The sequence below is a fragment of the Bacteroides sp. HF-162 genome (assembly GCF_015679285.1).
GTDB lineage: Bacteria > Bacteroidota > Bacteroidia > Bacteroidales > Bacteroidaceae > Bacteroides > Bacteroides uniformis.
Map to the genome: position 1 here is coordinate 3640391 of NZ_CP064937.1, position 19350 is coordinate 3659740.

The 19350-nt window shown below is 50.7% G+C and carries 15 protein-coding genes; 8 read left to right on the forward strand and 7 right to left on the reverse strand.

Annotated features, from left to right (window positions below; genetic code table 11):
* Window positions 1-129 precede the first annotated feature (129 nt).
* The 5 genes from ITJ87_RS15330 to ITJ87_RS15350 form a co-directional block, all read right to left on the reverse strand.
* Window positions 130-1392 (reverse strand): ABC transporter permease, encoded by a 1263-nt coding sequence (locus ITJ87_RS15330; RefSeq protein WP_117601247.1) that lies wholly within the window; start codon window positions 1390-1392, stop codon window positions 130-132.
* Between the two features lie 13 nt (window positions 1393-1405).
* Window positions 1406-2680 carry an ABC transporter permease gene (locus ITJ87_RS15335; protein ID WP_117601248.1) on the reverse strand — a complete coding sequence of 425 codons (1275 nt, stop codon included), beginning with the start codon at window positions 2678-2680 and terminating at the stop codon, window positions 1406-1408.
* A 50-nt stretch (window positions 2681-2730) separates the two neighbouring features.
* Window positions 2731-3396, reverse strand: a complete 666-nt coding sequence (locus ITJ87_RS15340) for an ABC transporter ATP-binding protein (protein WP_117601249.1) — start codon at window positions 3394-3396, stop codon at window positions 2731-2733.
* Between the two features lie 261 nt (window positions 3397-3657).
* The gene (locus ITJ87_RS15345) at window positions 3658-4905 is read right to left on the reverse strand and encodes an efflux RND transporter periplasmic adaptor subunit (RefSeq protein WP_117601250.1); all 1248 of its coding nucleotides are present in this window, start codon (window positions 4903-4905) and stop codon (window positions 3658-3660) included.
* A 143-nt stretch (window positions 4906-5048) separates the two neighbouring features.
* Entirely contained in the window at window positions 5049-5972 is a 924-nt protein-coding gene (locus tag ITJ87_RS15350) for a glucosaminidase domain-containing protein (RefSeq protein ID WP_016274394.1), read from the reverse strand.
* Window positions 5973-6073: 101 nt separating this feature from the next.
* Here ITJ87_RS15350 and cdd point away from each other — a divergent pair, with 101 nt between their 5' ends.
* The 6 genes from cdd to ITJ87_RS15380 all read left to right on the forward strand — a co-directional run bounded on the left by cdd (window position 6074) and on the right by ITJ87_RS15380 (window position 14185).
* Window positions 6074-6556, forward strand: a complete 483-nt coding sequence (gene cdd, locus ITJ87_RS15355; protein ID WP_005837423.1) for a cytidine deaminase — start codon at window positions 6074-6076, stop codon at window positions 6554-6556.
* Between the two features lie 358 nt (window positions 6557-6914).
* Window positions 6915-8549, forward strand: coding sequence for an ABC-F family ATP-binding cassette domain-containing protein (locus ITJ87_RS15360; protein ID WP_117601251.1), 1635 nt, complete (start codon window positions 6915-6917; stop codon window positions 8547-8549).
* Window positions 8550-8654: 105 nt separating this feature from the next.
* Window positions 8655-9194 carry a flavodoxin family protein gene (locus tag ITJ87_RS15365; RefSeq protein WP_117965785.1) on the forward strand — a complete coding sequence of 180 codons (540 nt, stop codon included), beginning with the start codon at window positions 8655-8657 and terminating at the stop codon, window positions 9192-9194.
* Window positions 9195-9214: 20 nt separating this feature from the next.
* Window positions 9215-10711: a 4Fe-4S binding protein gene (locus ITJ87_RS15370; protein ID WP_117601252.1), complete on the forward strand. Its 1497-nt coding sequence runs from the start codon at window positions 9215-9217 to the stop codon at window positions 10709-10711.
* 48 nt (window positions 10712-10759) lie between these two features.
* On the forward strand, window positions 10760-12160 hold the full coding sequence (locus tag ITJ87_RS15375; protein ID WP_117601253.1) for an aldo/keto reductase: 1401 nt from the start codon (window positions 10760-10762) through the stop codon (window positions 12158-12160).
* A gap of 153 nt (window positions 12161-12313) precedes the next feature.
* Window positions 12314-14185, forward strand: a complete 1872-nt coding sequence (locus ITJ87_RS15380) for a TonB-dependent receptor (protein ID WP_370540413.1) — start codon at window positions 12314-12316, stop codon at window positions 14183-14185.
* Here ITJ87_RS15380 and ITJ87_RS15385 read toward each other — a convergent pair.
* Both ITJ87_RS15385 and ITJ87_RS15390 read right to left on the reverse strand, forming a co-directional pair.
* Complete coding sequence (locus ITJ87_RS15385; RefSeq protein WP_117965868.1) at window positions 14182-15627, reverse strand: hypothetical protein; 1446 nt, start codon at window positions 15625-15627, stop codon at window positions 14182-14184. The genes ITJ87_RS15380 and ITJ87_RS15385 overlap by 4 nt on opposite strands.
* A gap of 27 nt (window positions 15628-15654) precedes the next feature.
* Window positions 15655-17208: an AAA family ATPase gene (locus ITJ87_RS15390; protein ID WP_117601255.1), complete on the reverse strand. Its 1554-nt coding sequence runs from the start codon at window positions 17206-17208 to the stop codon at window positions 15655-15657.
* Between the two features lie 529 nt (window positions 17209-17737).
* Here ITJ87_RS15390 and ITJ87_RS15395 point away from each other — a divergent pair.
* Both ITJ87_RS15395 and nudC read left to right on the forward strand, forming a co-directional pair.
* Window positions 17738-18376: an HU family DNA-binding protein gene (locus tag ITJ87_RS15395; RefSeq protein ID WP_117601256.1), complete on the forward strand. Its 639-nt coding sequence runs from the start codon at window positions 17738-17740 to the stop codon at window positions 18374-18376.
* 114 nt (window positions 18377-18490) lie between these two features.
* Window positions 18491-19297, forward strand: a complete 807-nt coding sequence (gene nudC, locus ITJ87_RS15400) for an NAD(+) diphosphatase (protein ID WP_117601257.1) — start codon at window positions 18491-18493, stop codon at window positions 19295-19297.
* Window positions 19298-19350: the final 53 nt, after the last annotated feature.

Sequence of the window (19350 nt, forward strand, 5' to 3'; positions counted from 1 at the left end):
TTACGATGATTACTTACTCAAAAAACAGATAATATATTTAGTACGAACGGATGATATATTTGCCCCAAACAAGTGATGTGTGCGATACAAACAGATGATACGTTCTTTTTTATCGTTGATATTATTTTCTTATTCTTCATGTAACGCCTCTGCCGGCTCTATCTTCATGGCTTGCCGGGCCGGATACCAAATACCCATCATCACCATCAGTGCTATCAACAGCCAAGCACCTAATGAGCCTATCAGGAAACGTATCATGCTCCACTCTACCGGCCAGGTCGCAATCAATGCAGTACGTCCAATGGTGAATTCGCCGACACCTACGTTGTAACATACCAGCATAGCAGGCAAAGTAACCAACGCCAACAGCAGTAACCCCTCCCCCATAAGAAGGGAAAAAACCTGATGCTTGGTACTACCCATCGCCAACCGTAAGGCTATTTCCGAGCGACGACGGCGCGTACGAACCCAGAAAGTGCCTATCAGCCCCAAAAAGACATTACCCAAAAGGAACAATACCACTATTGTCTGACTATTCACTTTGTCCGTATCTCCATACATCACTTCAAACTGTGCCTGCATTTGCGTGTAAGGTTCCGCATCGGCAACAAATATATTGTCCGTATCCAGCCTCGGTGCTATCTCGCGGAGAAATTGTTCCCGATAGTCCGGTCCGTCGGCTGCAGGCTTTACACGGAAAACTATCTGTGCCTGCTGACTACCGAATTCCTCACGCATAAGTTGCTCGCCCAGGCGCATAAAAATCCAATGAGCGTCATTACCATAGCGGTAATCGCGGAAACTGCCGACAATGCCACCTTGAGTAACAGTATTCACAGTATCTCCACGCCATTTCATCGGTGTGTTGAGTGAAAATTCCGGTAGCCGTTCCTTGAAGGCATCGGCAATAGCCTGACTCAACATCACATTATTGATGCCGATAGGCAAAGCGGCAAAAGTCCGTCCTTGTTCCTCCTGCATATGGAAAACCCGGGTATATCCACCGGTAGCATAAATCATACGCCCGTTCTGCCCGATGGTATCTTGTACAGCCAGCGAGTTATAACTATTTGCGCCACTCATAGGCAAACTCCAATAACTCAATGAAGCGGCCTCTACAGTCGGTTCTTGTTCCAGCCTTTTCAGGATATTCAGATACTTGTCGGCATCGAGCAATGCAGTATCACGACTCTCGCCTCCCTGAACCGTAGTAAGACGATAAACATGGTCGATATCATATCCCAACGGACGATAGAAAGTATATTTCATACATCCCAGAGAGTCGCAAAGAAACCACATCACGATGAATACCAAAAAAAGTTCGGCCAAGACCCACCCACTATTGCTCAGGCGTGCCCATATCATGCGTAAGTTGTGTAAAATGAATTTCATAATACTTCTTGTTTTATTTATCGTTCAGTGAATCTACAATTGTCCGTCTTGCTGCCATCCATGCAGGCAGTCCGGCACTAAGCGTATTGATGACCACGCAGAAAGCAAAAGCCAGCAGAAATACCCAGGGACTGAACAATGCCTCCATGCTCAAGCTAAAGTCACCGGCTGTACCGACATTCTGGCTATTGGTAAAAAGCCAGGTACGCATTCCCCATACAGCTACGTAGCTGAACAATAATCCTACCACACCACCAAGCAGTGTCAGTACCAGGTTCTCATTCAGAATTTGGCGTATCAGTACACCGCGCGTTCCTCCGAAGGCCTTACGTACCCCAAGCTCCGAGGTACGCTGCTGCATCCGGCTGTTACTCAGCCCGCACAAATTGAGCGACGGCACCAACAGAATGATGAACAATGCAATGGCATATTGCAGGTATAGCATCGTCACATCCGGTCCTACGTTAGCCCATACATGGTTCACATGCGCCACGATGTCATCCGGTTGCTCCATGATGTCTATCTGCATATCTCCCAATCCTGCATTGACAGCCTCTATCCGTTTGGCAATACCTTGACTGATAGCCGGAAAATCGTCGGATGTACGTGCCAGCACAGCAATATGAACACTACCACCATAACTCCATACCGAAGTCACTTCCAACTTATCGGCCGGATACATACTCCATACTTGTGCGTAAGCATCCTTTGCGGTGACAGAAACATCCTTTACCACTCCTATCACACGCGCCGGTTCGCGGTTCAACAATAACTGCTGTCCCACCGCATCTGTCGTACCAAACAGTTTCCGTGCCACAGAAGCACAAACCACAACAGCCTTTGTACCTCCTGCACGATCCTCTTCGCCAAAACCGTGTCCTGCCATGAACTGCAGGCTGAATACCTTCCAAAAGCCCTGATCGGTCTGCATAGCATCCACCTTTACCCGGTTGCTACCATCTGTAAGAGACACCAAAGCGGCACTGGCCGGAACAAAAGCAGTACAAGCTTCCACTTCGGATAACGGCTGTATACATTCTTTCATAAATGCCGGTGAAGGAGTATTATAGTTTTGTACCCCCTCCTCTGTCTTGCTGCTTATATGCATGGCAGAAAAGTAAAGGCACCGGCTACGGTTCACTTCCGGTTCCAAATCGGCATACTTCGTTTGCCAAATAATCACAATAGCCATAATCATGGTAATGGCAAACGCCGTACCCAGTATGGAAATTGTACTCAGCAGCGGATTCTGCTTCAAGATAGTAAAAGCTTGTCTTACGGTTTGCATTTCATTTATTGATAGTTGATAATTAATAGTTGATAGTTTCTAAGCAGTAATTATTCCACCTGACGTCCGTCGAAGAAGCGGATGGTACGCGAGGTCTGTTTGGCCTGCTCTTCATTGTGAGTCACCATCACAATGGTACGTCCGTCTTCCTTGTTCAGCTGATGCAACAGCTCCATGACTTCGGCACCCATTTTGGAGTCCAAATTACCGGTAGGCTCATCGGCGAGGATTATCTCCGGATTGCCGATGATGGCGCGGGCAATGGCTACACGCTGGCACTGTCCACCGGAGAGCTGTGTAGGCATGTGGCGCATGCGGTGGCTCAAACCGACCTTCTTCAACACCTCTTCCGCCAGACGACGGCGTTCTTTGGCAGACACCTTTCTATACAGCAAAGGCAGCTCCACATTATCCAATACATTCAGCGAGTTAATCAGATGGAAAGACTGAAACACAAAACCCAGCTTTTGGTTACGGAAAGCAGCCAGCTCCTTGTCCTTCATGCCGTCCACTTTCGTACCGGCTATTTCGATGGTACCGCTGGTGGGTGCATCCAGTAAACCCATAATGTTCAGCAACGTAGATTTTCCGCAACCGGAAGGTCCCATGATACTGAGAAATTCTCCCTTGTTCACTTCGAGGTTTACATTTTCCAATGCCACGGTTTCAATCTCGTTTGTACGATAAATCTTGTTGATGCCAGTTAACTTAATCATAATGGTAAGTATTTAATTGTTATTATTCTGTTCTGTTTCTATTCCGCACAATTTCTGCTTCAAGAGGTCAAAAGTTGTACCAAAATCGTTTATTATTGATTATCTGCTATTTATACATGCAGTAAGGTGTCCGAAAATGAACACCTTGTCCGTTTTCATCTATCCGTCACGCAGGGCTTCCGTAGGTGGAATGCGACTGATACTGCGCGCCACAGTTTGTTCTGCTTCAACAGTTCCCAGACTTATTTAAGTAAGACTTTATCATTTCAATTTCAACTTATTCTTGTTCTTATAGTTACTCATATCACTCACCACCACTTCATCACCCGGTTGCAAGCCACTGACCACTTCTACAAACTCAAAGTTGGAATCGCCCAACTGCACCTTGCGCTTTACGATTTCCTTATCGGAATTGCGTACAAAAAGTTCATACTCCCCACGTCCCACATAATAGCTGGCATTGGCTATGCGCATCACGTCTTCCTTCACCGCATTCATCACGTACACATCTGTCTTCAGACCGGAACGGAGACGGCGGTTATTATCTTCATTCAACTGCACGGTAAAGGATATTACACCATTCTTTGAAAGCGGAGTAACACTGCTTACGGAACCTTCCAACTTTTCGCTGCCAATCTTCACAATGGCCTTGCCGCCGGCAGCCACACGGTCACCGTAAGTATCGGCAATCTCGCCTTCCACCTTGAAGTGGCTCAAGTCGGAGATGACGGCAATCTGGGTCCCTTCAGGAACCTGAGCTCCAATCTGATTGTTGATATAAGTAAGGATGGCCTTCCGGGGCGAACGCACCTGCGCGTCATCGAGCGTACGTTTGGTTTCGGCCAGTGTCTTCTGGAACATGCTGAAATCCAATTCCTGCACTTGGTATTCCGCAGCCAACACTTCCTTCTCGTTGGCATACTGCTGCTGTAATTGCTCGTATTCCAGTTGTGCAACGTTGTAGCTCAGTTCTGCTTGGCGCACTTTGTCAGTGGTGCCGGAACCGAGGCTATCGAGGTACTGCTCGTTGCGCAGCTCCACCTTCATGCGGTCAAGCTTCATGGCGGAGACTTTGATTTTCATCTGAAGGTCGGTCAGCTTGGTTTGGTTGTCAAGTTTCAGCTGCTTTAGCTTGTAGCTGCGCATCTGCTCTTCGTCCAGCATCTTCTTGTAGTCGGTTTCGGCACTCTGTAAGTCCAGTTTCAGGATAGGAGTACCGACATCCACACTATCGCCACCTTTTCTGTACACCTCCAAAATGCGGGTATTGATGGGCGAGTTGATAATTTCCTCGAATGCCGGAACCACCTTGCCGGAGGCGCTGACACTGACTTCAATCGTGCCCTTGCCTACTTTGGAGAACACAAGATCTTTCTCTTTCACTCCCGCACGCATCAATGAAATGAGTACACTGACCACTACGATACCTGCCACGCCGATAGCACCGTAGCGGATAATTTTCTTATTGCGTTCTTTATTACGCACTTCTTTCGGAATTTCTCTATCCATATCTTTAAATTTTATTGTTTGCGAACATAACGCTTAATATATACTAAATTCATGCCAAAATCATAACCCACTGAAAGTAAGCGAAAAGACAAAAAAGAAGGGTGTCCGTTTTCGGACACCCTGTACATTTTCGGATAGATTCTTTATCTTAATCTCAAACGGTCGCCAATCTCCGGCACGTATTCCGCATCCTTGCGATTCATCTTATAAAGGTTCTTCAGACGAATGCCGTACTTTTGGGAAATGGAGTGCATGGAATCACCATCCTTCACAATGTAGACAGTATGGGGTTTAGCGGCTTTCTTACGCTTTTCTTTCAAGTAGATGATGTCTCCCGCCTCCAGTGTATATTCTTTATGGAGGTCGTTGTATTTCACCAGCTTCTTCCAGCTGATGTCAAACTCCTTGCCCAACACCTGGAAGGTGTCTCCGTCGCGTGCCACTACATAAGCTATATCGTTGGCAATGTACACCTGATGCGGATTGGCCAGCCAAGGCTTCTTTTTCAGTTCCTTCTCCCAGCTGCGGGCATCGCGCTTGCTCATGCCACGGCTGTCGTACTTATACAGTTCATAATCCTCGATAATGGTTATCAGTCGGTTGGCATACGACGGGTCGGTAGCATAGCCAGCCTTCTTCAAGCCGCGCGCCCAACCCTTATAATCCGTAATCTTCAGTTTGAAAAGAAAAGCATAACGTGCTCCCCTTTTCAAGAAATCGGAATGGTCTTCATAAGAGTCTTTCGGATTGCGATAAGCGCGGAAACATTCATTGCGGGCATCGTCATCATGCCTCACTGTCCGTCCGCGCCAGTTGCCTCCGCACTTGATGCCGAAGTGGTTGTTGCTCTTGCGCGCCAGCGCGCTGTATCCGGCACCGCTCTCCAACAGCCCTTGGGCCAGCGTGATGCTGGCAGGTATCTTATGACGCTGCATCTGCTCCACGGCAAGGGGGGCATACTGTTTGATATACTCATTGTAGCGGGCATTCCGGCGTTGTGCCTGCACTGTTGTAATGGAAATAAAAAGAAATGCTATGATAGCAGTCAGTCTGAAAATCCGTTTCATGCTTAAAATGTTGAGTTCTGCACAAAAGTCCGTAAAAGAATTGAAATAACCAATCTCTTTTCTATCTTTGTAACATTAATTACAATATAACCCTTTGCCTTATGAAAGAATTAAATATCGAAATCGCCGTCAAGATATACGACTATGAAGAACTGGATGCCGCCGACCGCGAACTGATGGATGCCGCCCGCGAGGCTACCAACCGCAGCTATGCCCCTTACTCCCACTTCTCGGTAGGAGCTGCAGCCAGACTGGCAAACGGTATTGTAGTGACCGGCACCAACCAGGAAAACGCCGCCTATCCTTCCGGGCTGTGTGCAGAACGCACCACCCTATTCTATGCCAACTCCCAACATCCCGACCAGGCAGTAACCACCCTCGCCATTGCTGCACGCAACGAGCACGACGAGTTCCTGGAGTCTCCCATCCCGCCCTGCGGCGCCTGCCGGCAAGTGATGCTCGAAACGGAGAAGCGCTTCAAGCAGCCAATGCGGGTGTTGCTGTATGGCAAAAAGGGAATCTACGAGCTGAAGAATGTGGGAGAATTACTGCCACTCTCGTTCGATGCTTCGGCCATGAAGTAACAGAACCAATAAAGTATTAACATCGTGTCTGCAGGAAGTTAATTTCTTGCAAACACGATATTAACTTCTTGCCGACACGATATTAATATCGCAAAAAGCCTTTGTTATTCAGTGGAAATCATTACCTTTGCGCCCACTAACCAATTAATTCCACCGATGAGAATATCCGACTAAAGACAACACATTCCGGTAAACATCACTATCAACATGCTTTTTCAGACTGAACGCTGAGCATCACCTATATAGATGTTTAGCCAATACTGTGTTTGTCTGTACCCCTCCCCTTCGAGAATTTCAATTTCGGGGAATGCTTGCATCTCCCCTATCATTCTTACTTCTAAAAACACAGTAGAAACTTATGAGCTTTATCATTAAAGACCTTAGCTATATCCATGCAGATAAGGAAATCTTGTTTTCACACCTCCACTTGAGTATCAACTCCGGAGATAAAATAGCCCTGACCGGAAATAACGGTTGCGGCAAGTCTACCCTCATGCGTATTTTGGTAGGAGACTTGTCTCCAAGTTCGGGAACGGTGCTACGCCCCGAACATCTGTACTACGTACCCCAGCACTTCGGACAATACGACCGGCAGACAATAGCACAAGCTTTGGGAATCAGCCACAAGCTATCTGCCCTGCATGCCATCCTAAGCGGTGACGCTACCGAAAAGCACTTCAATACGCTCAATGATGACTGGAACGTGGAAGAACGCGCCCAGACTTCTCTCGACAGCTGGGGACTGGACGGTATCCCACTCTCCCGTCCGATGGAAGGACTTAGCGGCGGCGAAAAGACCCGCATCTTCCTGGCAGGCATGGAGTTGCACAACCCAACAGCCATCCTGCTGGACGAACCGACCAACTATCTGGACGCGGATGGACGGGAACGTCTGTATAACTTGATACGACGGACATCGGCTACCGTGCTCGTCATCAGTCACGACCGCACGCTACTGAATCAGTTGCCTGCCATCTGCGAACTCTCCTCCCAGGGATTGACGTATTACAGCGGAAACTACGACTTCTACAAAAAACAGAAGACCCTGCAACAAAACGCCCTCACCCAACAACTGGAAGAGAAGCAGAAAGCCCTGCGCCTTGCACGCAAAGTGGCACGCGAAGTAGAAGAACGGAAGGCCAAACAGAATGTGCGGGGAGAAAAAAACTCCATTAAAAAGGGGATTCCCCGCATCATGATGGGAGCACTGAAAAACAATGCGGAAAACAGCAGCAGCAGACTCAGCAGCATTCATACGGAGAAAACGGAAAAATTGCAGGCAGAAATGTCAGGTATCAAAAGTTCACTGCCACAGACAGACAAACTGAAAACAGACTTCAATGCCTCTCATCTGCATGTGGGGAAGGTTCTAGTCAAGGCAAAGGACGTCAACTTTCATTATCCCAGCCTCGCGGCTTCTCCTATGGAGACAACCCGTCCGGAGGCAGTAAAGGAGCTCTGGTCTTCCTCCCTCACCTTCCAGCTAAGAAGCGGCGACCGCCTCAGCTTGAAAGGAAAAAACGGCAGTGGAAAAACAACCCTGCTGAAACTCATCATGGGCGAATTGCACCCCACCGACGGAGTGATGGAGCGTGCCGGCTTCACCTCCGTCTATCTGGACCAGGAATACTCCCTCGTCCGTAATGAGCGCAGCGTACTCCAACAAGCAGAAGCCTTCAACCACCGCCACCTGCCGGAACATGAAGTGAAAACCATCCTCAACCGCTATCTCTTTCCCCGCGACGTGTGGAACAAGCCGTGCAGCAAACTGAGTGGCGGCGAAAAGATGCGTCTTTCCTTCTGCTGCCTGATGATTGCCGACAACACCCCGGACATGTTCATTTTGGACGAACCCACCAACAATCTGGACATCGAGAGCATAGAAATAATAACGGCAACGATACGCAACTACGCCGGCACCGTAATTGCCATCAGCCACGACCGGGAATTTCTGAAAGACACCGGCATCGAACGGGAGATACTTTTGGAATGAATCAGTAATTTAGGTAACAACAACCGTAATTTGTATACTGCCGTTCTCATAAAACCGGCCTATTTTTGTAGCACGTAATCATTTACTAACTAACGAACAACGAATATGAGCAAAAAAGTATTAATCCTCTCCTCCAGTCCCCGCAGGAATGGAAACTCCGACCTCTTGTGCAACGAATTCATGCGCGGTGCCGCAGAAGCCGGACATCAAGTAGAAAAGATTTTCCTGAAAGACAAGCACATCAACTACTGCACGGGATGCAGCGTATGCAGCATGTACGGCAAACCCTGCCCGCAAAAGGACGATGCCGCCGAAGTGATGGAAAAGATGATTGCCGCCGACGTCATCGTCATGGCAACTCCCGTATACTTCTACACCATGAGCGCGCAGATGAAGACACTGATTGACCGTTGTTGTGCACGCTACCTTGAAATAAAGAACAAGGAGTTCTACTTCATCATCGCCGCCGCCGAAGAAAGTGTCCCCATGATGGAACGTACCATTGATGGTTTCCGTGGCTTCCTCGACTGCCTGGAAGAGCCCAAAGAATGCGGCACCATTTATGGCGTGGGTGCCTGGAAGGTAGGCGAGATAAACGACAAGCCTTCCATGCACGAAGCCTACGAGATGGGGAAAAAAGTATAAAGAACGAATACTAAACATTTATGCTACGTACCATCAGACTGACCCTTGCCGTCATCTTCTTTGCATTCATCACGCTGTTGTTCCTCGACTTCACGGGAACACTGCATGCCTGGTTCGGATGGATGGCGAAAATACAATTCCTGCCGGCCGTGCTGGCACTGAACATCGGTGTAGTACTGTTTCTTGCAGTGCTGACCTTGGTATTCGGACGCATCTACTGCTCCGTCATCTGCCCGTTAGGAGTATTCCAGGATATTGTTTCCTGGCTCTCCGCCAAACGGAAGAAGAACCGTTTCCGCTATTCGCCTGTACTGAAATGGCTACGCTACGGTGTGCTGGGAGTATTCGTACTTGCCATTATCGGCGGACTGAACTCTTTTGTCGTGCTACTGGCCCCTTACAGCTCATACGGGCGCATCGTTTCCAGCCTTTTCTCCCCGCTCTACCAATGGGCAAACAACGGACTGGCCTACCTGGCCGAACGTGCTGACAGCTATGCCTTCTATGAAACGGATGTATGGATGAAGAGTCTCCCTACCCTGCTGATTGCCACGGTCACTCTGGTGGTCCTCATCGTGCTGGCATGGCGAGGCGGACGTACCTATTGTAACACCATCTGTCCGGTAGGTACAGTGCTTGGCTTCCTCTCGAAGTATTCCTTGCTGAAACCGGTAATTGACACAAAGAAGTGCAACAGTTGTGGACTTTGTGCCCGTAACTGCAAGGCATCGTGCATCAACATCAAGGCACACGAAATAGATTACAGCCGTTGCGTGGCATGTATGGACTGTATCAGCAAGTGCAGGAAAGGTGCCATCACTTACACACGCCGCAAGCCGGCCTCCGCTGCAGTCTCTCAGGAAACCTCCGTGGCACCGGAGCAGGTAAACGACGCCCGCCGCGCATTTCTCTCTACAACCGCCGTGTTTGCTGCTACGGCAGCCCTCAAGGCACAAGAAAAGAAAGTGGACGGTGGACTGGCTGTCATCGAGGACAAAAAAATCCCCGAGCGCGCCACTCCCATCACTCCCCCGGGCTCACTGAGCGCCCGCCACTTTGCACAACACTGCACAGCCTGCCAGCTCTGCGTATCGGTATGCCCCAACCAAGTGCTCCGTCCTTCTTCGGACTTGACAAAACTGATGCAGCCGGAAATGTCTTACGAACGCGGTTACTGCCGCCCCGAATGCGCCAAGTGTGCGGAGGTGTGTCCTACCGATGCCATCCATCTGACGAGCCTCGCCGAGAAATCGGCCATCCAAATCGGTCATGCCGTATGGATTAAGGAGAATTGCATCTGCATCACAGACAAGATGGAATGTGGGAACTGTGCCCGCCATTGTCCGGCCGGTGCCATACAGATGGTTCCTTCAGACCCGGAAGACGAAGCCTCCATCAAGATACCGGTAGTCAACGCCGAACGCTGCACCGGATGCGGAGCATGCGAGAACCTTTGTCCGTCGCGTCCGTTCAGTGCCATTTATGTGGAAGGCCATGTGATGCACAGAACTGTCTAAAGCAGCTTTATCACCCAAATATCCATTTATAATTTCAGTCCTATCACAATGAAAGAAGACAAGAACAAGATAAACCGCCGCGATTTCTTCAAGCTCGCCGGTGCAGGAACGCTTGCCTCGGCAGCAGCCCTGTACGGCTGTTCGGGCAACAAGAACAACGGGGAGAGCGAATCGGCCGCGCTGGGCGAGATACCAACCGACAAGATGACCTACCGTACCAATCCCAACACGGGCGACCGGGTTTCCCTGCTAGGATACGGATGCATGCGATGGCCCACCCGCAAACGCACCGACGGGAATGGAGACGAAATAGACCAGGAAGCCGTGAACGACCTGATAGACTATGCCATTGCCCACGGAGTGAACTATTTCGACACCTCCCCCGCCTATGTGCAAGGTCTGTCGGAGCGCGCCACGGGCATTGCCTTGAAACGCCATCCACGGGAGAAATTCTTCCTTGCCACAAAGCTGTCCAACTTCAGTCCCAGCACGCACAGCCGCGAAGAGTCCCTTGCCATGTATCACCGCTCCTTCCGCGACCTGCAAGTGGACTACATCGACTACCTCCTGCTGCACGGCATCGGCATGGGCGGCATGGAAGCCCTCCGTTCCCGCTATCTGGACAACGGCATGCTGGACTTCCTGCTGAAAGAGCGCGAAGCCGGACGCATCCGCAACCTCGGATTCTCCTATCATGGAGACATCGAAGTCTTCGACTACCTGCTCTCCCGCCACGACGAACTGAAATGGGACTTCGTACAAATCCAGCTGAACTACGTAGACTGGCGGCATGCCAAAGAAGTGAATACCCGCAACACGGACGCCGAATATCTGTACGCCGAACTGGTGAAGCGAAACATCCCGGCCGTCATCATGGAGCCGCTGCTGGGCGGACGCCTATCCCGCCTGAACGACCACTTGATGGCACGTCTGAAACAACGCCGCCCGCAGGAGAGCGTGGCTTCCTGGGCCTTCCGATTTGCAGGTACTTTCCCCGATGTGCTGACCGTACTGAGCGGAATGACGTACATGGAGCATCTGCAAGACAACCTGCGTACCTTCTCCCCGCTTGTTCCATGTACGGAAGAGGAGTTTACCCTGCTGGAAGATACCGCCCAGCGAATGCTGCAATACCCCACCGTGCCGTGCAACGACTGCAAATACTGTATGCCGTGCCCCTATGGGCTGGATATTCCAGCCATCCTGCTGCACTACAACCGCTGCATCAACGAGGGCAACGTGCCGCAGAACAGCCAAGACGAGAATTACCGCGAGGCACGCCGCGCCTTCCTGATAGGCTATGACCGCAGTGTTCCCCGTCTCCGCCAAGCCAACCGCTGCACCGGTTGCGGCCAATGCAACCCGCACTGTCCGCAAGGCATCGACATCCCGGCGAAACTGCAGGAGATAGACCGATTTGTGGAAGCGCTGAAGCAGGAAACCCTTTAACGGACTTACCTTCAACCCTGGTTGTCCATTTTAAGGATTACCAATCATATACAGATTCTTCTTTTTGTATAACTTTGCAAAAAGAACCATAGATAAACGATGAATAAAAAGATTTTAATCGCAATTTTAATAAGTATCGCCCTTCCGGGTAGTATGCTGTCCGCACCTGCCGACAGCCTCCGGCTGAAAAGCTACAAGCTTGATGAAGTCGTGGTGACCGGGACAAGAAATGAAACAGACATCCGCCACCTGCCAATGACCATCTCCGTAGTGGGTCGTCGGCAACTGGAACAGACCTACCAGCCCTCCATCCTGCCTACACTGACCGAGCAGGTGCCCGGACTTTTCACCACAAGCCGCGGCATCATGGGCTACGGCGTATCCACGGGAGCCGCAGGAGGCATGAGCCTGCGCGGTATAGGCGCCGGGGTAAATGCAGCCGGAGGACCTACAACCAGCCTGCTGGTGCTGATAGACGGACACCCGCAATACATGGGCTTGATGGGACATCCCATCGCCGACGCCTACCAGAGCATGATGACCGAACGGGTGGAAGTGCTGCGCGGTCCCGCCTCCGTCCTCTACGGGTCCAATGCAATGGGCGGGGTTATCAACATCGTCACCCGCAAGATGCAGGAGGACGGGGTGAAAACCAATGCGCAGATAGGATACGGTTCCTACAACACCCTGCAGACGGAAGTCTCCAACCGCGTAAGAAAAGGGCGTTTCAGCAGCGTGGTGACCGGCTCGTACAACCGTACCGACGGACACCGTGACGACATGGAGTTTGAGCAGTATGGCGGCTATGCCAAATTGGGATACGACTTCAGCAACACCTGGAAGCTGTGGGGCGACGTGAACATCACCCGCTTCAACGCCTCCAATCCCGGCGAAGCCGACAATCCGTATATAGACAACGACTCGCGCATCACACGCGGCATGACCTCCTTCGCACTGGAAAATCGTTACGACCGCACTTCCGGCGCCGTGAGCTTCTTCTACAACTGGGGCCGGCACAAGATTAATGACGGCTACCACCCCGGAGGAGAGCCCCAGAAGTCGCACTTCAACTCCAAAGACCGGATGCTGGGCATATCGTGGTATCAAAGCGCCACGTTCTTCACCGGCAACCGCCTGACCGTAGGTTTCGATTACCAGCACTTCGGCGGAGAGTCCTGGAACAAGGTTGTCGCCATCGACGAGGCAAAACCCGGACAGCAGATTGGCGACCGTATCCCCGGTGTGGACAAGCAGATGGATGAATTTGCAGGCTATGTGGATTTCAGGCAGGACATCAACAGCTGGCTTTCACTGGACGCCGGTGTCCGCATAGACCACCATTCGCACGTAGGCACGGAATGGATTCCCCAAGGGGGACTGGCTTTCCATCTGCCGCGGCAGGCAGAACTGAAAGCAATGGTGAGCAAAGGATTCCGTAACCCCACCATCCGGGAGATGTACATGTTCCCTCCACAGAACCCCGATTTGAAAGCGGAGAGCCTGATGAACTATGAACTCTCCTTTACGGGGCAGCTTTTGGGAGGGGCCATGTCCTATGGGGTGAACCTCTACTACATCAATGGGGACAACATCATCATGACAGACCCTGCCCTGCGCAAGAACGTCAACTCCGGAGAGATAGAGAACTGGGGCGTGGAAACCAACCTCGGCTACCACATCAACCGCCACTGGCAGATAAACACCAACTACAGCTGGCTGCACATGGAGAATCCGGTACTGGCTGCTCCCGAGCACAAACTTTATGCCGGTGCGGACTTTACGCAAGGACGTTGGGGCCTGTCTACCGGTATACAATACGTGAAGGGGCTTCATACCTCAGTCACCCCGGGCAAGGAGAAGCAGGAAAGCTTCGTACTCTGGAACCTGCGTGCCAACTACCGTCTGTGCAGTTTTGCCGACGTCTTCGTCAAGGGCGAAAACCTGCTGGCACAACGCTATGAAATCAATGCAGGCTTCCCCATGCCGAAAGCCACGGTGATGGGAGGCGTAAATATCAACTTTTAATACTGTCGCGAAGGAGTATACTCCGCCCGATAGATATGGTCGAAGAATGGTGCCCACTCATTGTCCGTGATGCCAATCTGCAGACCGTAGAAGTGTGTACCGGCTTCCCGACAACGGCGAATCTCCTCCATAAAGGCAGGTGAAGAATGAGGAATCTTGAAGTCGCTGACCCAAAGCACATCGGCATTCATATACTCCTTGCCTTCTTTGAGCAGGCGGAACGTGGCTTCCAACATGCGGGTGGCATCTGTATCCCCGCAAGCTGTCTTTGAGAAGAATTCGAGCAGCCTTGCCCGCTCTTTCCTTACGTCAATCGGATGAATGGAGACGGAAAAGGCTATCAGAAAGCAGTTCCGCCGTTGACGGTCGGCTATCTCCAGGAGCTTTATCAGCAGGGAGTGGGCAATCTTCTCCGGCTTGCCAGCCATGCTTCCCGAGGTGTCCAGACAGACAATCATCGGACCTTTGGGACGGGCGGGCTTGGTTTCGATACGCCGGGCAGGCTGCATGATTTCCGATTTATAGCGGAAGGTCTGGAGCTTGCGGGTGAGGTATTTGTAGACGAACAAATCTTCCAGTTCGCTGTCGGCGGAATGGGCAAGCTCAATGGGAAGCAGGGCATTGAGGTCGTTGCCGGTACTGATACCCAGGATGTCACATTTGGAGGAGTGCTCCATTTTGTAGACGTTTCCCTCGGCAACGCGGATTTGCTCACGTCCTTCGTCGTCTGCCATACGCCCCATCTTGCGGGCCACTTTCACTATCTCGGGGCAAGAGCGCTGGATGCGCACGATTTTCCGTATACGCTCAAAGTCGACAGTATTCCACAAGCCGCTCATCATGCCCCAGGTCTGGAAGAATTCGTCCTTATCCACCCGGTTCTGGCGGATGTACTCGGGGATGTCTTTCAGATTGGAACGGAGCCTGCGCTCGAGGGCATCTTTGCGGAAAGCAATCTCTTTCTCCTTTTCTTCGTGCATCTTCAGTTGGAAGGCGTCTTCCCAGTCGTCCACCATTTTCTCCCAGACTTCATCGTCCGCATATCCTCCTTCGGTACCGAAGTGGCTGCGATAGAAGCGGGAGTCGAAGCCGTACTCCCGGTATTTGTCGGAAATCTGCTGAAGCAAGGCTTGCCAGCCGTCTTTCCGCTTTGCCATGGACCACTCCAGCACGAGTTTCATCTCATTCCGTTCCGACTGGCTTTTCCGGAGGTTGTACCTCTCCTTCTCCAAATTCAAGTGGATAAACTGAATCATGGTGTCGTAAAAGATACGTGCACAGACCTCATTGCCCAGCACCTGCACCTTGACCATGGAGTCGTTCATCACGGAGAGCAGATAGGCATACAAGGGCTCGGTGTCCGTCTCCGCACACTCTCCGGTGGCTACGAAACGGTCCAGTGCCTGCACATAGAAAGCGGTGTCATATCGGGTGGTATTCATGGCTGTCATCCTATTTGTTACCGGAGATTATTCGTCTCCATACCTCAATTTCCGCATATCCACACGCGCCCAGGCTATCTCCTTGCGGATGGTGGATACGTATTGAGCCACACTCTTTTTGTCCTCTTCGGAAACGAAGATATTGTCGGACAAGTCTCTTACCAGACGGTCTATATTCGTGGCAGCAGTGTCCAGTTCCGTCTCATAGTCGCGGTCGGTAATGGAGAGGTTCCCCAGCCAGAGCTGTTGCTCCTCACCCCGTTGCAGGCGCCGCATAGGGAAGCGCACACCGTTGATATAGAGATGCTTGTCGTCGCGGTAGAGGGTGACGCGTTCGGTGCCTTCCTCTTTCACGGCACTGGTGTCGGCAAAGGCGCGGATGATGGTACGCTTGGGATTGATGGGGTCGGCATACATTACGCCCAAGGTGAGGGCATCTTTGGCGCTGTACTCCTTCAGATTTTTGTAGTCCACGATAAAGATGTAGGTGTTGCCCGTACCATGTTTCTCCACCTGGTAGTAGAAGTGTTCCGTTATCAGCAGGTCATCGTCCCTACGGTCGCCGGCAAGGCGGGCTTTGTCGATGGCTTCGCGCACACGGCTGACTTTCAAATCGGATTTCAGCGAGGAGGCGATACCGGCAATCTGTTTTGTGTGGGACACGAATAAGGCACGGATAACGATGCCACGGATGGCAACGCTCTCATCAGGCTCACTCCATAGGCAGTGGTAGACGGGAAGCAGGTCGGTCATGGAGACTTCCGTGCGGCCGTGGACGAAGGCGGAGGCCTTGAGCAGCTTCACGATGTTCTTCCAGCGACGGTCGCTGACGTAGACATTGCGGCGCAGGTCGGAGTCTTGCATCTCTACGCTTGTCAGTCCGTGGCGAATGGCTGTGATGCAGGAAAGAACATCGAGAGGCAAGGTTACGCGGCGTATCTCAGCTTGCCATTCGGCATACTCGCGGTCGGAGATTTGCCATTCGCAGGCAGTCGTTTCCGGATGGTCGGCAGAATCGTCCAGCAGCATTTTGTAGAAAGATTCTTCCTGCTTGACACAGGTGCAGAGAATGCGGATGAGGAAACGGTCCCATAGGGCTTCCAGTCCCTCGCCTTGAGCGGGCAGTTCGTTGCTGGCAGCTACGAGCAGTTTGAGGGGGAGATGCAGTTCCTTGTCGCCATTGCGGAAAAGTTTCTCGTTGATGACGGTCAGCAGAGTGTTCTGTATGGCAGGGCCTGCTTTCCATATTTCGTCCAGAAACACGACATCGGCTGTGGGCAGATAGCCGTCGATGGCACGTTCATACTTGTCGGATTCTTTCAGTCGGCTAATGCTGACAGGACCGAAAATCTCGTCGGGCGTAGAGAAGCGGGACATCAGGTATTCGAAGGCACGGGCATCTGTAAAAGCCGACTTTAGCCGCCTGGCTACCATTGACTTGGCTACTCCCGGAGGTCCCAGGAGCAGGATGCTCTCGCCTGCCAGAGCTGCCAGCAGGGAGAGGTTTATTTCAGTTTCTTTTTCGTATACTCCCCGGTTCATTTCGGAAAGGAGGAGACGAATGCGTTGGGTTATTTCCACAATATGATTTATTTATAGTCAGTACTCATGTATAAAGAAAAGTGTGTAAAGATACAAAATAGTAGGGAAATCAGAGAGAGTCTTATTAAGATTCACTATCTTTGGAAAACAAATACACACAGACACGCATACACACGTTGTGATTTGCTTTCATTTCCTATATCTATTACCATTTCTACCTGGAGACAAATTGTCCCCAGGTAAGTGACCAGTCCTTCATCGGATCAGTCCCTATTATTGGGGATTTAACAATCCCCCCTCTTTTGCCGAAAACTAAAACTTTCCTCCCCAAACACTACCCTTCGTATCACAATATTTTATACCTTTGTTCACTAAGAAATAATCGTCCCATACCCATTTCTGTTTCGTCCGACAGCTGTCGGACGATAATTAAACAACTGTTGGACGATAATGCAACAGTTGTCGGACGATTAGTTTTTAGGAAGAAGAAAATTATCCGCTTAGCGACAAAAATAATTCCCCGAAGCGACGAGAACTGTTTATCGCTATAAACAAAAATAAATATCTTATGAGCGCGTATTACGACCTTTACGAAACGCCTTCGCCCGACGGGAAAGAAGACAAGAAATCACTCCATGCACGTATCTGCCCGAAAAGGACTTATACCCAAAAGGAGTTTGTGGAACATATCGCAACTTTCCAACATCTGCCCAAGAATGTGATAGGGGCAGCATTGGATGCCTGCATTGACGAGTTGTGCGATTTGCTGGCCAACGGAAACATCGTGGAGCTGGGAGAACTCGGATTCTTCAGCACTTCACTGAAATGCTTGCGCGAGACCGACGACGAGAAAAAGAAAATCCGCTCCGAATCCGTCCAATTCCAAAACGTACACCTGCGCATCAGCAGCACGTTCCGCAACAACATCAAGAAGAAAATGACGTTGGAACGTGTACACTCCACTACCAAGAAATCGAAAAAAGTAGTAGAGACCACCGAAGAAACAAGAAAAGCCGAACTGAAACTGTTCCTCAAGCAGAATGTATGTATCAACAAGAACGAATACATCCAATTGAGCGGACTAACCAGACATGCCGCCATAGACGAGCTGAACAAATTCATCCGGCAAGGGTTCCTGCGCCGCCGCGGAATGGGAAGGTCAACGGTCTATGTGCGGCAAGAAAAAGACACAGCAAACGAAATTTAGGGGGGCGAACACAGAGACACAAAGACATAGAAATTAATGCTTTATCTCTTTGAAAAGAATCTCTGTGCCTTGGTATTTTCGTGTTCATCCCCCCAAATAATAAAACAACAAACAATGGAAAAATCAACAGAACCCCAACCCTCCACGCAGTGGTTCGTCTTCTTCAAAGACCAACTGCTACTGAAAAAAGGATATACAGACAAAGGAGAAATAAAATACAGCGTACCCGTCAGTATAGAGCCTCCTCTGACACCGGAAGCCGGAAGTAATATACACGAAGTGTTCCCCCCCAACGGCAAGCAAGTACGTGCATTTGCCCTGAAACAGCCTGTGACCGAGAGCGACGAATGGGTAATGATAGGCCTGCGCGCATCGTACGACTACATCACCCCGGACGAATACCGTTCCGCAGGAAAGGCCTTCCAGATACTCTATTGGGACGAGCACAGCCGCTTCTGCCCCGTGTGTGGCACCGCCATGGAGCACCAGACCCCCATCATGAAGAAGTGTCCCAACTGCGGCAATGAGATGTACCCTCCCGTTTCCACCGCCATCATCGTACTAATACGCAAAGGAAACGAAATCCTGCTGGTGCATGCACGCAATTTCCGCGGGACCTTCTACGGACTGGTGGCAGGTTTCCTCGAAGCCGGCGAAACACTGGAAGAATGTGTGGAACGGGAAGTTTTTGAGGAAACGGGGCTGAAGGTAAAGAACATCACCTACTTCAGCAACCAGCCCTGGCCCTACCCCAGCGGATTGATGGTGGGTTTCATTGCCGACTACGAAAGCGGAGAGATAAAACTGCAGGAAGATGAGCTGACCGCTGCCGCCTTCTATTCCAAAGACAACCTGCCCGAAATACCACGAAAGCTGAGTATCGCAAGAAGGCTGATAGACTGGTGGATGGAGAACAATTAAAAATTAAAGAATTAAAAAGAGGGGGGAAGAAATTTAAAAAAGCAAATTGCGGA